Raw genomic sequence first — 15,700 nt, 5'->3', positions numbered from 1 at the left:
TCGGGGAGCCCCCCGGGGGCGCTCCCCCCTGATGATGCGTTGTCAGCAGCGGCCGGTACGGTAATCACCGACTGCGGCAGGCGTGATCCGCGACTCGACGGGTGCCGGTGTGCTATCCCAGCTGCTCGTTACGTGTCGTTCTGCTGCGAACGACGAGTCACAGCGGGGGGACTGCATGAGCATGCGCACAGCCAGAGACCTGGGCCTACCACTGGACTGGGCGTCCTGGACGCGCCGGAAGTTCGGGTGACCGAGATGAGCTTCCCGAACCAGTCCACGCCCTCCCCGAACCAGCCGCCGGTGCCGCCCGCGGGCAAGCCGCCGCGCACGACCAGGAAGATCGTCTTCTCGGTGCTCGGCGTCCTGGTTGCACTGGTCGTGATCTTCGCGGGCTTGGTGACCTGCCGGATGGTCACGCACACGGCCGTCCCGTCGGCGACCACCGACCCCACGCCGTATACGCGGCTCACCAAAGAGATGACGGACGCGCTGGCGGCCAAGGACGAAGCGGCGTTCCTTAAGCCGTTCAAGGGCGACGAGCTGCGGGAGAAGCGGAGCAAGGTGTTCCGGAACCTCGTCAGGATCCCATGGCAGGAGGCACGCTGGGAGCAGCAGCTGGTCGTGCCGCAGAACGGCAGCCTGCAGGTCAACTTCGTGCACCAGGTGAGGGGTGTGGACGCCAAGCCGGTGGCCGAGGAGTACAACTGGCGGATCGGCCACGAGAACGGCGTGCCCGTGATCACGGAGGTCGGCAGTGCTTCGGACAGCAGTGCCTACTATCCAGCACCTTGGGACCTGTACGACGACTTGGCCGTGGAGAACCGGGACCACCTCGTGGTCGTCGCGGACAAGGGTCAGTCGGCCGAACTGGAGCGGGACGCCGATGTCCTGGCCCAGGCGGCCAAGGACGACCTGGACGCCTGGCACCGGGTCGCTCCGAGCGTCCCGTCCGGCCGGCAGCCGGGGCCCGGTTTCTTCGTGGTGCTGGAGAAGAACCGCGACGTCTACAACAAGCTCTACGCTGGCGACGGTCGGGCGAACGACCAGCTGGAGGCGGGTGTCAACATAGGCATGCCCGCCGACGGTTCCACGAGCGCGCTTGAGTTCGGCGGCTCCCGCATCGTGATCGACACCTCGCTGAGCGCCTTCACCTCGGCGAACTGGCAAGAGGACGTCAGCGAGATCGGGCGGCATGAGATGGCGCACGCCATCCTCGCGCCGCTGGAGACCGAGCAGGTCCTGGTCGCGGGCATGCAGAAGACCCAGACCTGGGTCGTCGAGGGCTTCGCCGAGTACATAGCCTTCCGCGGCAAGGACAACCTCGCCCAGGCTGTGACACCCAGGCAAACCTCAAGGCAGCACTGCACGGTTACCAGTATCAGATCCGGATCCCCGGATCCCACGATTTCTACAGCAGTCGCGCGCAGAATCGGAGTGTCAACTACGCCCTGGCCGGCTCGGCCATCGGGTACCTGGCGCGGAAGAACGGCGAGGACAAGCTGTTCGCATTCGTCGTGGCGCACTACAGCGACCCCGGGCAGTACGACCAGGAGATCATGTCCGCGACCGGCCGAACGAAGGAGCAGTTCCAGGCCGACTGGGTCTCCTATGTCGGCTCCATCGTCCCCGAGGTCCGCTGATACGACTTCCCCGGGCGGCCGGGCGGCCGGACGGCGGCCGGTCTGAATCAGCAGGCGGTAGAAGGTGAACCCCGCCGCTCCCGGGGCGAGCGGCGCCATGGTGTCGGAAGGCCGAGGACCTGCCCGGCCGCCTCCAGCCCGGCTGTGCCCTCCAGCCGCCTGATCACAATCTCAGGCGACGCGCGGAGGGCACTCGGGCAGCGGCTGCAAAGTCCTGGCGGTCAGGGGCCGGACTGGAACCTGCCGGTCAGAGCTGACAGACAGCGCGATGGCCCGGCCGAGTGGCGGTGGCCTGGCGGCGCGGCCGCATAAGGGACAGGCGGTGGCCCGGTGGGTGGTGCGAGCAAGCGGTGTCCGGCCGTGCATCTTCAGCTCGGCCAGGGTCTGTCGACTGCTTTCATCGCGCGCCCATGGCGACCATCGACCGACAGCTGCCACACCACAAGGTCAGCTCTTGGAGGCGGAAGCGATGATGATCGCGTGATGATGCATCTGACGCTGTTCGCGGACTACCACCAGATCCACGTTTTGGATGAGGCGTCCGAGGAAGATCTGGGCGAGGCGTGGACTGAGGAGGCCTGGGTCGACGGGATCGCCGTCGCTGGTGACGCTCTGGCGATCGGTACTGAGGAGAACCTCGACGTTTGCGTCGATGTGGAGATCCTCGGCGCCGAGCCGACCGATGACGGCCTCGCCTTCGACCACGTTGTGGAGGCGAGCCTGTCGGTACCGTCAGGGTGCGTCGTCGTGATGGGGTGTACCGACTACTTCCCCGATGCCGCGCGATTCGAAGTTCCTGCCGGGGCGGTCCGTGTCAGGGCGTCTCGTTCATACCTGGACGCGCCCGACTGCACCGATGGCGCGGATGCCACCGAGCTCGTTCGGCTGCAAGTTTGGCCCGGCCCGTTGGCCGGGCTCCGCGTGGTCAAGCGGCGGGCTACTCCGCAGCCGTAGCAATGGCTGGCTGGTCCAGGCGTTCCCACATGCCCGCTGCACGCAGTCAGAGGTCTTTCAGCGTTGCCGCTCCAGGAGCCGGGTGGAGGTGGGGTAGGGGGCAAGTCCCCAGTGCTCCCGGCAGTCGGGACACTGCTCGCCGGGGCCGCCGCCGGGGCCGTGATGCAGGCACATCCACCAGCCATCGGGCAGGCCGTCGTCGGCGTAGTCGTCGTGGGTGTCGGTCTCCTTTCACGAGATCGGACAGGTCCACGGGTGCTCAGGTGGCGGCCCCGGCCGGAGGCTCAGGGCGACGGGAGTTCACCGGCGCAGGTCGGCCGGCTGACTCAGGAGCAGAAGGGAGGGGGGCTCTCCTGCTTGATGTGTGGGTCAGGCTGGGGCGGGTTACTGACTTCGGCTCGTCAGGGTGACGTCGGGGTGTCGAGGGTCAGGCCGGTGCCGGCTATGAAGCCGTCGAGAGTATCGGGCCGGTACTGCAGGCGTTTGAGCCGGTTGCGGACGAGGACCTCGAGTCGGTCGAGGGCGACCACAGCGAGGTTGGCCAGGCTGCGCTTGACGTGTGCCCAGACCCACTCCACGGGGTTGAGGTCGGGCGAGTAGGCGGGAAGCAGGAACACCGTCAGCCAGGCACGCTCGGCGATCAAGTCGCGCATGGCGTGGGAGACGTGGGTGTTCAGACGGTCCCAGACCAGCACGATCGGCGCCTTGACCAGCTGGTGGACGCCGTCGATCAGCGCGATGAAGTCGCGCTCGCCCATGCTGCGGCGTTTGCCTCTGCCCGCGGGGTGGGAGCGCAAGCGGTGACACAGCCGGGTGCGGGAGCCGGGCCGCATGGCGATCAGCCCGGCCACCGACAGACGTCCCGAGCGCCGGCCGCTGACCGTCACGACCGGGGTGCGGCCCCGCCGGCCCCAGGTACGCCCTTTGGGCGGACGGCGGGTGAATCCTGCTTCGTCCTCGAAGCAGATGTAGCCCCCGCAGGCCGCCCGCGCTCTTTTACCTCCTCCCAGGTCGCCTCCTTCCACGCGGTCACGGCCTGACCGTCGCGCTCAGCGACCCGCCGCGCGGGAACCTGCGGGCTGAAGCCGAGCCGGTGCATCAGCCTCGTGGCGCCCGAGACGCTGTAGGAGACGTGGAACTCCCGGCCGATCAGCGTGGCCACCCTCGCCGCGGTCCACACCTGGTCCTCCACCCAGCCGTGTTCGGCCGGGCCTTGCTCCAGGTACACGGCCAGTTTCTCCAGGCAGCGCGGGGACAGGCGGCATCGAGATCCGCTCGGGCCTCGGGAGGTCAGTGCCTCGACCCCGCCCTCCCGCCACAGCTGGTGCCACTGGTAAGCCGACTTGGGGCTCACCCGCAGTCGTCGCGCGACCTCCGGCGGCTTGACTCCCTGCTCGAACAGCTCGGCCGCCTGGATCCGTACCGCTTCCCGGCGCTCACGTCCCGCGGCGGTCAGCCCGCCCCCATCCGCATATCTCACACACCATCAGATACAGCCACCGCTCCAGACCCATCAGGGCCTTCGCGAAGGTTCACCCTGACGAGCCGAAGTCAGTAACGTCCGGGGAGGGTGGGGCGGGGGCCTGCGAGGGTGAGCATGACGAGGGCGATGACGGCGTCGGCGGAGTGGAAGCCGAAGCCGCGGCGGATGATCAGGCGGGTCTTGGTGTTGGTGGACTCGATCAGTCCGTTGGACAGGCCGGTGATGAGCGCGGATCGGATGGCGTCGTAGTGGCGGACGATCGCGCGTTGGAGTTCGATGAAGGCGGGGATCCGGCAACGGCGGGCCCAGCTGATCCAGGCGTCCAGGGCTTTGAGGGCCGCAGTCGGGCGGTGCTTGGCCAGGGCGAAGACGGCTCGCAGGGCTTCCTTCAGCCGCCAGGCGCGGTGGAGCCGGGGGTCGGTGGCCGCGATCCAGGCAAGCTTGGCCGCTTGGCGGTCAGTCAGGTCCTCGGCGTTCTTCCAGAGCGCGAAGCGGGAGTCCTTCAGCGCCCGGGCCGTCTCCCGGTCGCCGAGTTCGCGCCGGGCCCGGTTCCACGAAGCCCGGCGCTCGGTATTCAGCGCCTCGGTGGCCCAGGCCACCACGTGAAAGGCGTCCATCACCCGCAGCGCACCGGGTGCCCGCCGTGCGATGACCTCGGCGATCCAGGCGGCGCCATCGGCACTGATGTGAGTCAGCCGCGCGGCCCGGACCTCGCCGAGTTCGTCGAAGAACCTGGAGAGCACCTCGGTGCCGTGGCCGTCGGCCATCCACACCACGCGGGCGGTGTCGTGGTCGACCACCACGGTCATGTAGCGCTGGCCCTTGCGGTAGGAGATCTCGTCGATGCCGATCCGGCGCAACCCTGAGAGGCGGTCGGTGTGCCGGTCGCGCTCGGCGGTGTAGCGCTCGACGATCCGGCCGACCGTGCGCCAGGTGCAGCGCAGCAGCTCGGCCGCGGCGCTCTTGGAGCATTCGGCGGCCATCCACGCGGCCTGGGCGTCGAAGCCCAGGGTGTGCCCGGCATCGTGCCGGGCCCAGGGCCCGAAGGCGACGGTCGGGCCGTGCCCGCGGCAGGCGACCCGTGGGGCGTCGGCCTCCAGGAACACCCGCACCGTCCCGTGGTCCAGGTCCCGCCACCGGCGTCGGCCACGTCCCCGGTCGTACCACGGTGCCGGGCGCCGGCACCGCCCGCACCGCCCACGCCGCCGCGCGTTAGGCCGTACCGACACGACCACGCACTGTTCCGATTCATCCCAGCAGACACCCTCAACCACGGTGTTTTCGACCATCAGGGTGCGCTTCCATATGCTGAAGGCAGGCACGCCGTCTCTCTGCTTGATCCAATTTGAGTCTCGACACCTCAAGGGTCACAGAGGACGGCGTGTTTCACGTCCAGCCGCAGATCAGCACACCCACACATGCGGCAGGAGAGCCGGAGGGGCGAGCTCCTCGAAGTAGCGGCACTCGCCGGCCTGGGCGGGCAGCAGCGTCCAGCCCGGCCCGGCGGCGCGCCAGCGGGTGTAGTCCTCGGTCAGGTAGTAGCGGCCAGCCTGCGTTTGGTGGGCGTGGAGGGCCTTGATCTTGTCGGCGATGTACGGGGTGATGTCAACGAGCACGGAGGTGGTGAACTCGTGGCGCGGGGCGTGCGGCTTACCGTGCAGGATCGTTGTGCAGGTGGGCACCCGCGCGGCCGAGTTCAGCGCGGCGCGGGCGACAGCCAGGTGATCCTGGTGGTCGACCCCGGCGTGAAGAGCGTGGGTCAGCAGCACGGTGCAGCCCAGGCGGAGCAGTGCGGCCTCGATGACGGTGACCAGCTCGCGGTCGGCGCTCAGGGCCCCGTCCTCGAAGCCGAGGCACTCCACCGTGATGCCGGTGTCCTGGTAGGAGGCCTGGATCCCCGGGCAGACGCCGAAGCGCTACGCGAACAGATCGCAGAGGTCCTCTCCACGATGGGCCTGCGCCTGTCGCAGGAGAAGACCCTGATCACCCACATCGAGCGGGGTCTGGACTTCCTCGGCTGGCGCATCCAGCGCCACCGAAAGCCAGGCTCCTCCGGGGCTTGTGGAGAGCCGGGTGCGGTGCCAAGTCGCATGCCCGGTTCGGGAAGCGGCTCCGGGGAAACGGGCCAGTCGAAAGGCCGGAACCGCGCCCCGGGCCGACTTCACCACTGCCGCCCTCCACCACGTCCTACGTCGCAAATGTGCCTGCCTCCACCATGGGCCCGATGACCTGCACCAAGACTTGACAGCCCGAGATAACGTCGGCACCGAGTTGAAGGGCGCCACCCTTGAGCCGGTGCGGGCTGGGGATCACGGTGTACCTCCTCGCGGTCGGCGGCGGTGAGCGCGGCGCTGGGAGACGATTGTCCTGCCACCGGCATGATCACTTCTGGGTGCTGCCCCGGTGGCGATCACCGCCGCGGGGGCGCGGCCACGGCATGAGTGCGTGGCGCCAGCGGTGTTCACTTCATGCCGCGTTCGACGAAGGCGGCCAAGCGGATCAGCACCGCGTTGTCGGTCCAGACCTCGCCACCGCCGGGCACCCGTTCGTTCCTGGTCCGCCACGGCTCAACGGCCTTGAGCACAGCCGCTTCGAGGGCCAGCGCCTCCTGATAGTCGTTCGTGGTGTAGGTGTCCACGATCTGTGCCCCGGCGGAGCGGTGGGTCTTCAACCTGCGGTCGCTGCTGAGCGTGGTGACGCCCACCTTGATCCACGGCTGGCGGGCCTGGTCCCGTGACACCGTTCGCGACGTCGACTGGGCCAACCCGACGCAGCCCAGGCTCATCACGGCAGCCGCCAACGACTAGGCCGCCGTCAGGCCGCTCGTTGTAGATGTCGGCCAGCTCGCTGCGCCGCTCCTCGTGGCCCTTGCCGTCACCGGCGGGTCGTCAGGATCCCGGGTTCGTAGGAGCAGGCGAAGCAGTTGTCGACACCGGCGGGTCATCGGCCTGGTCGTCGAGGCGCCCGACTGGCACCACGCTGCTCACCCCCGCGCACTGGGAAGGCACGGTCTTGACGCTGATCACTTCGGGAGCTCCTGCCGGGCCCGGACGGTGACCCGACCCCACGCGCAGGGTGGGGACCGCCTGGCGCTTCCCGGGCGTGGCCGCGTTCGAGGAGCCCGGAGACCAGGTGCGGGGGGGGAATACAGCCGGACTGCGTCCGGGTCCGGTAGTCAAGATCAGCAGCGTCCACGGGGGACGAACCGTAGCGCTTGCCGCCGACACACCCGCCGGGCCTGAGGGGAGAGGCTCAGGGCGCCCGGTTCGGCGATCGACCGCGTCGTCGCAGGGCCTGGGGCCGGGACGCGGTCGGCGCTCATCTGCTCCGGTGGTCGCTGGGGGCGAGTCTGGGGCCGAACCGGGGCGCTCGGGCGCCGGCGAGGAAGGCGAGTTTGCAGACGCGGTGGCGCTGGCCTGCGTAGGGGGCGAGGTGTTCGAGCATCTGCTCGTCGGTGCTGCGGGCTCGCCCGCTGAAGAAGTGTCCGATGTGGTTGGCGAGGTGGAAGTCGCCGACGGAGACGGCGTCGGGGTCGCCGTTGGCGCGCTGGAGGGTTTCGGCGGCGGTCCAGATCCCGATGCCGGGCACCGTCATCAGCCGGGCGTGGGCCTGCGCGCTGGTCATGGCGGAGGCCTCCTCCAGCCGCGGGGCGAGCCGTACGGCGCGCTGGATGGTGTCGGCGCGCTTGCTGTCGACACCTGCTCGGTGCCAGTCCCAGGAGGGGATGAGGGCCCACTGCCGGGCGGAGGGGGCGACCGACAGGTCCGGCCGAGGGCCGGGGGCGGGTTCGCCGTGGCGGCGGACGAGGAATCGCCAGGCGCGCCTCGCCTCGATGAGCGTGACCTTCTGTTCCAGCACCGCCGGGACCAGGGAGTCGAGGACCAATCCGGTGGCCGACAGGCGCAACCCGGGGTTGCGGCGCTGGGCCTCGCGCAGCGGTCCGGGCGCGAGGACGAGCTGCTGGGGGGTGTCGTTCGCGCCGAGCAGCTCGGGCAGCCGTTCCAGGAGCCAGTCGGCGCCTTCGCCCCATGCGGTGGCGGCGACCTCGCCGTCGGAGGGACGGGCGGTGACGTGCAGGGTGCCGGTCCCGCACGGGGTGCGGAAGGCGCGCCACATCCCGTCCGGACCCCATGCGGAGACGGGGTCCCCGGTACCCCGGTGCAGCGGGGCCAGGGTCCCGGAAAGGTCGAGGGGGAAATCCGGCCGCCAGATGCGGTGGAGCAGCTCCATGGCGTTCGGCTCCTCTCCTGAGGCACGGGTCGGTGCGGGATCTGGCGCGCCGAGCGTAGCCCATCCCACCGGGCGTGACCTGCAGTGATGCAATTGGTTCGAACGAGTGACCGATTCTTCTTGGACTTCCCATTTTCGAACGAATGCTCGATTCTGGGGATGTGGAAGCAACCCTCGCCGCGCTCGCCCCCCAGCTCCAGCTGTCCCGCCCCGGGCCGCTGGTGCCGGTGCTGCCCGCGCTGGAGGAGCTGCTGCCGGAACGGGGGCTGCGCCCGGGCGCGGTGGTGTCGGTGACCGGCGGCGGCACCGCGCTGCTGCTGGCTCTCGCGGCCGCGGCCACGTCCGCCGGTACCTGGTGCGCGGCGGTGGGGTTCGAGGGGCTGGGGCTGCTGGCGGCGGCCGAGCTCGGCGTCGACCTGCGTCGCCTGGTGGTGGTCGAGGCACCGCGCGAGAGGCGGTCGGATGTGGCCCTGGCGCTGGCGGATGGCGTTGGCGTCCTGCTGCTGCGCGGCGCGGTGCCGTCCGGTCCGCTGCGTGAGCGGCTGGCCACGGTGGCGCGGCGTAGCGGGTGTGCGGTGGTGGTGGGGGGTGAGTGGCCGGGTGCGCGGGTGCGGTTGCGGGTGGAGTCGCGGGTGTGGAGCGGGCTGGGGGCGGGGCGGGGTCGGCTGCGGGCGCGGCGGATGGTCGTGGTGGCTGGTGGGCGTGGTGCGGCGGCGCGTGAGCGTCGTGTCGGGTTGTGGCTGCCGGACGATCAGGGCGCTGTCCGTACGGCCGAGGCGCCGGTCCTGGTGTCCGGGGCGCCGGTGCGGCCGGTGGCCGCTGGGCGCGGTTCGCTGGTGGTGGTCTGAGATGCCGAGCAGGAATGAACAGTCGCCGCGGGTGCTGGTCGGGTGGGTGCCCGACTGGCCGGTGGTCGCGGTGCTCGGCGGTGAGCCGCAGCGGCTGGCGGCGGTCGTCGAGCGCGGCCGGATCGTGGCGGCGACCGAGGGTGCGCGGGCGGCGGGGGTGCGGCGCGGGCAGAAGGTGCGCTCCGCGCAGGCCCTGGTGGAGGGGCTGGAGGTGTTCGAGCGCGACACCGACGCCGAGGCGGCGGCGTTCGAGCCGGTCGCCGACGCGGTCGGCGCGCTGGCCGCGCACCTGGAGGTCGTGCGTCCGGGGCTGCTGGCGGTCGCGGCCGCAGGCGCGGCGCGCTTCCACGGCGGTGAGGACGTCCTGGCCGAGCGGATCGTGGATGCGGTCGAGGCGACCGGTCACCCGTGCCGGGTCGGCGTCGCGGACGGGCTGTTCGCCGCCCAGCTGGCCGCACGGGCCGAGCGGATCGTCCCCGCGGGGGAGAGCGCCCGGTTCCTGGCCGCACACGCGGTGGCCGAGCTCGGCGACGGCCGCCTGGCGGGCCTGCTGCTGCGGCTGGGGATCGTGACGCTCGGACAGTTCGCCGCGCTGCCGCCCGCCAGCGTCGCGGACCGCTTCGGCACCGGCGGGACGCTCGCGCACCGGCTGGCACGCGGCCTTGAAGCACGGCCGGTCGTGGCACGCCCGCCCGGCACCGACCTGGCGGTCGAGGAGCGGTTCGACCAGCCCTCCACGCTGGCGGAGCCGCTGGTATTCGCCGCCAGAGGCATGGCGGAGCGGCTGCACACGCGCCTCGCGGGGGCGGGGCTGGCGTGCGAGCGGGTGGAGATCGAGGTGGAGTGCGCCGACGGCACCACCGCCTCCAGGGCGTGGCGGCACGAGGGCGTGCTGTCGGTGGGAGCGGTGGCCGAGCGGGTCCGCTGGCAGCTGCAGGCCTGGCAGAGGCGCCCGGTGTTCGACGAGTGCGCGGGCGGGGTGGTGGCGCTGCGCCTGCTGCCCGACGGCCTGGTACGCGACCCGGGCCGCCAGCTCTCCTTGGAGGACGGCGACCAGGAGGCCACCGCGCGGGCGGAGCGGGCGGTGGCCCGGGTGCAGGCGATCCTCGGCCACACGGCCCCGGCCACCGCCGAGCTCGCCGGCGGCCGCGCCCCCGGCGACCGCGTGGTGCGCACCCCCTGGGGCGACGCCCACCAGGAGCGCCGGGCGGACGGCCCCTGGCCCGGACAGCTGCCCGCGCCGTCCCCCACCCACGTGCCCGAAAGACCCCGTCCGGCGCGACTGCTGGACGCCGACGGCCACGACGTCCAGGTCACCGCCCGAGCGGAGGTCAGCGGCGCCCCGGTGCGCCTCGTGCTGCCCGCAGGCAGCGCCGAGGTGGCCGCCTGGGCCGGGCCGTGGCCGGAGCAGGAACGCTGGTGGGACCCCGAGCAGGCGCGGCGCACCGCGCGGATGCAGGTCGTCACCTACGACGGGCGGGCTTTACTGCTGGCCGTCACCGCCGGGCGATGGAGCGTCGAGGGCGACTACGACACGTGACCAGCACCCGGGCAACCACCAGCCCACCCACAACCACGGACTACTCGTCATGGGCTTCACCAGCCACCCCCACACCCCTTGGAGCGAGCTGCACCGCCGCCTCGCCGGCACCCCCACGGCCGACGGCGATCGCACGGTCGTGCCGTTCCCCACCAAGGCACCCCTCAAGAAGCCCGCCGTCCCTCCCAAGCGGCCTGACGGCGTTGCCGGGCATGCCTGGGCGGAGCTGCATGTCCACTCCTCGTACAGCTTCCTCGACGGCGCCAGCGACCCGGTGGACCTGGTCGCCGAGGCGGCCCGCCTCGGCGTCGAGACCATCGCCGTCACCGACCACGACGGCCTCTACGCCGCCCCCGCCCTCGCCACCGCCGCCCGCGCCGCCGGCCTGCGCACCGTGTTCGGCGCCGAGCTGACCCTGGACTCCACCACCGCCCCCACCGGCGTCCCCGACCAGGACGGCGAGCACCTGCTCGTCCTCGCCCGCAGCCCCGACGGCTACCGCCGCCTCGCCAAGACGATCGGCGACGCCCACCTCGCCGGCCAGGGCAAACGCCGCCCCCGCTACGACACCGACCGCCTCGCCGACACCCACAACGGCCAGTGGGCCATCCTGACCGGCTGCCGCAAAGGCGCCGTACGCCGCGCCCTGGAGACCGAAGGACCGGAGGGGGCCGAGCGCGAGCTACGCGCCCTGGCCAAGCGCTTCGGACCCGACAACGTCCACGTCGAGCTGACCGACCACCACCTGCCCGGCGACGACGACCGCAACACCGCCCTCGCCGACCTCGCCCGCCGTACCGGCCTCACCCTGGTGGCCACCACCGCCGCCCACCACGCCTCCCCGGCCCAGGCCCGCCTGGCCCAGACCCTCGCCGCGCTGCGCCAGTCCCGCGCCCTGGCCGAAGCCGAGCCCTACCTCGCCGCAGCCGGCACCGCGCACCTGCGCTCCCCGGCCGAGATGGCCCACCGCCTCGCCCCATGGCCGGGCGTCCAGCAGAACACCGTCGACCTCGGCCGCGCCTGCGCCATCGACTTCCGCGACATCACACCCCGCCTGCCCGGCTACCCGGTCCCGAACGGCCACACCGAGGCCACCTGGCTGCGCCACCTCACCCTGCACGCCGCCGCAACCCGCTTCGACCCCGCCAACACCAAAGCCCACCGCCAGATCGCCTACGAGCTCGACGTCATCGAACAGCTCGACCTCGCCGGCTACTTCCTGATCGTCCACGACATCGTCGACTTCTGCCGCCGCGCCGACATCTGGTGCCAGGGCCGCGGCTCCGCCGCCAACTCCGCCGTCTGCTACGCCCTCGGCATCACCTCCGTCGACCCGATCCACTACGGCCTCCTCTTCGAACGCTTCCTGTCACCCGAGCGGGACGGGCCACCGGACATCGACCTCGACATCGAGCACCGACGCCGCGAGGAGGCCATCCAGTACGTCCACCAGCGCTACGGCCGCGACCACGCCGCCCAGGTCGCCAACGTCATCACCTACCAACCCCGCATGGCCATCCGCGACGCCGCCCGCGCCCTCGGCTACGCCCCCGGCGACCTCGACCGCTTCAGCAAGGAGACCGGCTGGCGCGACATGCCGCCCCCCGACGCCCCCGTGCCCGCAGACGTGCGCGACCTCGCCGCCCAACTGCGCGGCCTCCCCCGCCACCTCGGCATCCACTCCGGCGGCATGGTCCTCACCCGCGAACCCATCAGCGAGACCTGCCCCACCGAATGGGCCACCATGCCCGGCCGCAGCGTCCTGCAGTGGGACAAGGAAGGCTGCGCCGAAGCCGGGCTCGTCAAGATCGACCTGCTCGGCCTCGGCATGCTCTCCGCCCTCCACGACGCCTGCGACCTGATCACCCAACACCACGACCGACACCTCGACCTCGCCACCATTCCACCCGACGACCCCGACGTGTACGCGATGCTCTGCCGAGCCGACAGCATCGGCCTGTTCCAGGTCGAGTCCCGCGCGCAGGCCTCCGCGCTGCCCCGCCTGCGGCCCCGGCACTTCTACGACCTCGTGGTCCAGGTCGCCCTCATCCGCCCCGGCCCGATCCAAGGCGGATCCGTCCACCCCTACATCAACCGCCGCAACGGCCGCGAGAAACCCGCCATCCCGCACCCCCTGATGGAACGCGCCCTCGCCAAGACCCTCGGCGTCCCGCTGTTCCAGGAACAGATGATGCAACTCGCCATCGACTGCGCCGGATTCACCCCCACCGAAGCCGACAAGCTACGCCAGGCCATGGGCGCCAAACGCTCCCACGAACGAGTCGCCGAGCTGCGCGAGCGCCTCCTCGCCGGGATGGCCGAGCGCGGCATCCCCCAGGACGTCGCCGAGGACGTCTACGCCAAGATCGACGCCTTCTCCGGATACGGCTTCCCCGAGAGCCACGCCGCCTCGTTCGCCCTGCTCGTGTACGCGAGCGCCTGGCTCAAGCACCACTACCCGGCCGCCTTCACCTGCGCGCTGCTCGCCAACCAGCCGATGGGCTTCTACTCCCCGCTCACCCTCATCCAGGACGTGCGCCGCCACGGCGTCACCGTGCTGCCCGCCGACATCAACCATTCCAAGGCCCAGCCCACCCTTGAACCCGCACCGTCCGGCAGCGGAGGAGAAGCCGGGCCCGCGATTCGCCTCGGGCTGGCGGCCGTCCGCGGCCTCGGCGACGAGCAGGCCGAGACGATCGCCGCCGGCCAGCCGTACACCGACCTGGAGGACTTCGCCCGCCGCACCGACCTGCCCGAACCCGCCCTCGAAGCGCTCGCCACCGCCGGCGCCTTCGCCAGTCTCGGACTGAACCGCCGCCAGGCCCTGTGGTCCGCCGCACCGCTCGCCCGCACCAGCGCCGGCATGCTTCCGGGCACCGCCCCCGCCCTCGCCGCCCCCGATCTCGCGCCGATGACCGCCGTCGAGGAGACCATCGCCGACCTGTGGGCCACCGGTAGCTCGGCGAGCGCTCACCCCGTCCAGCACGCCCGCTCCCACCTGGAGCGCTGCGGCGCCCTGACAGCCGACGCGTTCAAGAACGGCGCCACCGCCGGCACGCTCGTCGCGGTCGGTGGACTCGTCACCCACCGCCAGCGCCCGCCAACGGCCGGCGGCGTGCTCTTCCTCAGCCTCGAAGACGAAACGGGCCTGGTCAACGTGATCTGCCAGCCGCACATATGGGAACGCCAGCGCCGTGCCGCGCTGCAGTCAGCCGGCCTCCTGGTCCACGGCACGGCCGAGCGCCGCGACGGCGCCGTCAACCTGGTCGCCACCCGCCTCGTCCCGCTCACCCTCGCGCCCGGCGCCCGCAGCAGGGACTTCCGATGACCCGGCGGTGCGCCCCCGATCCGGCATCCGGGCAGGTCAGCGAACCCGAACGCCCGGTGACGGACCCGCAGAACGACCGATACAGTCAACACCCGCACGATCGAGAGGGCACCATGGCCGACACCACGACAACCCGCGCCCGCAGCGGTCGGCCCAAGGGCGTGCGCACCGACGCCGAAGGCCTCACCGCGCGCCAGCGCCGCGTGATCGAGGTCATCCGCGACTCCGTCCAGCGCCGCGGCTACCCGCCGTCCATGCGCGAGATCGGCCAGGCCGTCGGCCTGACCAGCACCTCCTCGGTCTCCCACCAAGTGAAGGCACTGGAGCGCAAGGGCCTGCTGTACCGCGACCCGAACCGGCCCCGCGCCTACCGCGTCTGGGCTGACCGCCAGACCGCACCCACCGACAGCACCAGGAGCACCGGCCTCCCCATTCCCGTGCCGCTGGTCGGCCGGATCGCCGCCGGCGGTCCGATCCTGGCCGAGCAGACGGTCGAGGACGTCTTCCCACTGCCCCGCCAACTGGTCGGCGAGGGCGAGCTGTTCGCGCTCACCGTCCGCGGCGACAGCATGATCGAGACGGCCATCACCGACGGGGACACCGTCGTCGTGCGCCGCCAGCCGGTCGCCGAGAACGGCGACATCGTGGCCGCGATGATCGACGGCGAAGCCACCGTGAAGCGGCTCAAGCGCGAGGACCGCCGGATCTGGCTGATGCCGCACAACCCCGCCTACGAACCCATCAACGGCGACGACGCCACCATCCTCGGCAAGGTCGTCGCCGTGCTACGCCGTCTCTGAGGGCCCGGACGGTGGCCGTGGACGAGGACAGGACCATGCTGGAGGACATGACCGTGCGGGAGTTGTGGGACAGGACCTATCTGGCGCTGCTGCCCTGGACCCGCGTACCCGTGGGTGATCTGCACGCACGCTGCGCGGAGGCGGTGACCGCGGCGCTCGCCGTGCTGTGGGACGGCTGCGACGACGCGCTTCTCGACGCGTCGGCCACGGACGGGCAGGTCCACGCGATCGTCGCCGCTCAGAGGGCGTACGGGCTCGGATGGCGGGACGCGGTGCTCGGCGATGTCACGGCACAGGCCCGGGCCGCACGGCTGGGAGATGGCCCGGGCGGCCTGTGGACACCGGCCGAGCGCTGGAACCGTGGCCGGGGACGGGCGTTCCGCCCCACCCTTCGCCGCAACCTGGAATTCTTCGCGACGCATCCCTGGGCCGCGGAGTTGGAGCACCTGCGGACCGTGCGGTGCGCCGTCGAGGCTTCCGCAGCCGATCCGCGCTCCGCGCTCACCTTGCTCTTCCGTACCGCCTGGACGAACAAGGCCACCGAACGCCGGGGGTGGTACGACGCCGAATGGTGGCAGTACCTGGAGGTCGAGGCTCTGGCGTCCTGGGCGGTGGTCGCCCTGGGCCTGCCCGCAGAAGACCCCGCGAGCGCCGGACTGGCTGTTGAGGAAGCCGCCGAGGCGGTGAGTCCGTCCGACTGGACCCGGACGGGAACGGGCCTGCCGGACGGCTTCCTCGACGCGGCCTTCGCCGCACTGGCCCTGTGACGCCGACAGGTGTCGAGTTCCCAGTCGAATCAACGCCCGCCATCAAGCAGGGTCTACGCCAGCCGCCTCGGATCGGCACCGCCCCGGCCCGTGGACGGTGCGGTGCAGAC

14 protein-coding genes are annotated in these 15,700 nt (G+C 71.7%); 8 read left to right on the top strand and 6 right to left on the bottom strand.

Translation table 11 applies throughout. From position 1 onward, the window contains the following. The first annotated feature begins 246 nt into the window (after nt 1–246). Complete coding sequence (locus tag ABZW30_RS12975; RefSeq protein WP_355671133.1) at nt 247–1,686, top strand: hypothetical protein; 1,440 nt, start codon at nt 247–249, stop codon at nt 1,684–1,686. Nucleotides 1,687–2,123: 437 nt separating this feature from the next. Next, complete coding sequence (locus ABZW30_RS12970) at nt 2,124–2,594, top strand: hypothetical protein (protein WP_355671251.1); 471 nt, start codon at nt 2,124–2,126, stop codon at nt 2,592–2,594. A 401-nt stretch (nt 2,595–2,995) separates the two neighbouring features. On the opposite strand, the gene ABZW30_RS12965 is transcribed toward ABZW30_RS12970, so the two are convergent. The 5 genes from ABZW30_RS12965 to ABZW30_RS12945 form a co-directional block, all read right to left on the bottom strand. Next, a complete protein-coding gene (locus tag ABZW30_RS12965; protein ID WP_355671250.1) occupies nt 2,996–3,562 on the bottom strand; it encodes a transposase in 567 nt (188 codons plus the stop codon). Continuing rightward, entirely contained in the window at nt 3,478–4,050 is a 573-nt protein-coding gene (locus ABZW30_RS12960) for a winged helix-turn-helix domain-containing protein (RefSeq protein ID WP_355671249.1), read from the bottom strand. Before ABZW30_RS12960 ends, ABZW30_RS12965 begins: the two co-directional genes overlap by 85 nt. A gap of 95 nt (nt 4,051–4,145) precedes the next feature. Then, nucleotides 4,146–5,399 carry an ISL3 family transposase gene (locus tag ABZW30_RS12955; RefSeq protein ID WP_355671132.1) on the bottom strand — a complete coding sequence of 418 codons (1,254 nt, stop codon included), beginning with the start codon at nt 5,397–5,399 and terminating at the stop codon, nt 4,146–4,148. Nucleotides 5,400–5,480: 81 nt separating this feature from the next. Then, entirely contained in the window at nt 5,481–5,939 is a 459-nt protein-coding gene (locus ABZW30_RS12950) for a hypothetical protein (RefSeq protein WP_355671131.1), read from the bottom strand. A 599-nt stretch (nt 5,940–6,538) separates the two neighbouring features. After that, the gene (locus ABZW30_RS12945) at nt 6,539–6,715 is read right to left on the bottom strand and encodes a hypothetical protein (protein ID WP_355671130.1); all 177 of its coding nucleotides are present in this window, start codon (nt 6,713–6,715) and stop codon (nt 6,539–6,541) included. Here ABZW30_RS12945 and ABZW30_RS12940 point away from each other — a divergent pair. Beyond that, complete coding sequence (locus tag ABZW30_RS12940) at nt 6,708–6,884, top strand: hypothetical protein (protein WP_355671129.1); 177 nt, start codon at nt 6,708–6,710, stop codon at nt 6,882–6,884. The two genes, ABZW30_RS12945 and ABZW30_RS12940, sit on opposite strands and share 8 nt — an antisense overlap. A gap of 511 nt (nt 6,885–7,395) precedes the next feature. Here the strand turns inward: ABZW30_RS12940 and ABZW30_RS12935 are convergent. Then, nucleotides 7,396–8,307, bottom strand: coding sequence for a DNA-3-methyladenine glycosylase 2 family protein (locus ABZW30_RS12935; protein WP_355671128.1), 912 nt, complete (start codon nt 8,305–8,307; stop codon nt 7,396–7,398). A 161-nt stretch (nt 8,308–8,468) separates the two neighbouring features. Here ABZW30_RS12935 and ABZW30_RS12930 point away from each other — a divergent pair, with 161 nt between their 5' ends. The 5 genes from ABZW30_RS12930 to ABZW30_RS12910 all read left to right on the top strand — a co-directional run bounded on the left by ABZW30_RS12930 (nt 8,469) and on the right by ABZW30_RS12910 (nt 15,590). Beyond that, nucleotides 8,469–9,155, top strand: a complete 687-nt coding sequence (locus tag ABZW30_RS12930) for a hypothetical protein (protein ID WP_355671127.1) — start codon at nt 8,469–8,471, stop codon at nt 9,153–9,155. A gap of 1 nt (nt 9,156) precedes the next feature. Next, nucleotides 9,157–10,695, top strand: a complete 1,539-nt coding sequence (locus ABZW30_RS12925; RefSeq protein ID WP_355671126.1) for a DNA polymerase Y family protein — start codon at nt 9,157–9,159, stop codon at nt 10,693–10,695. A 49-nt stretch (nt 10,696–10,744) separates the two neighbouring features. Then, on the top strand, nt 10,745–14,023 hold the full coding sequence (locus ABZW30_RS12920; RefSeq protein ID WP_355671125.1) for an error-prone DNA polymerase: 3,279 nt from the start codon (nt 10,745–10,747) through the stop codon (nt 14,021–14,023). A gap of 113 nt (nt 14,024–14,136) precedes the next feature. Then, nucleotides 14,137–14,823, top strand: coding sequence for a transcriptional repressor LexA (gene lexA, locus ABZW30_RS12915; protein WP_355671124.1), 687 nt, complete (start codon nt 14,137–14,139; stop codon nt 14,821–14,823). Nucleotides 14,824–14,840: 17 nt separating this feature from the next. Next, nucleotides 14,841–15,590 (top strand): hypothetical protein, encoded by a 750-nt coding sequence (locus ABZW30_RS12910; protein ID WP_355671123.1) that lies wholly within the window; start codon nt 14,841–14,843, stop codon nt 15,588–15,590. The last annotated feature ends 110 nt before the right edge of the window (nt 15,591–15,700 follow it).

Origin of the sequence: Kitasatospora sp. NPDC004669, from assembly GCF_040609455.1 — a bacterium.
GTDB lineage: Bacteria > Actinomycetota > Actinomycetes > Streptomycetales > Streptomycetaceae > Kitasatospora.
Note: the sequence above shows the minus strand (reverse complement) of the source record. Positions and strands in the feature narration are given on the sequence as shown.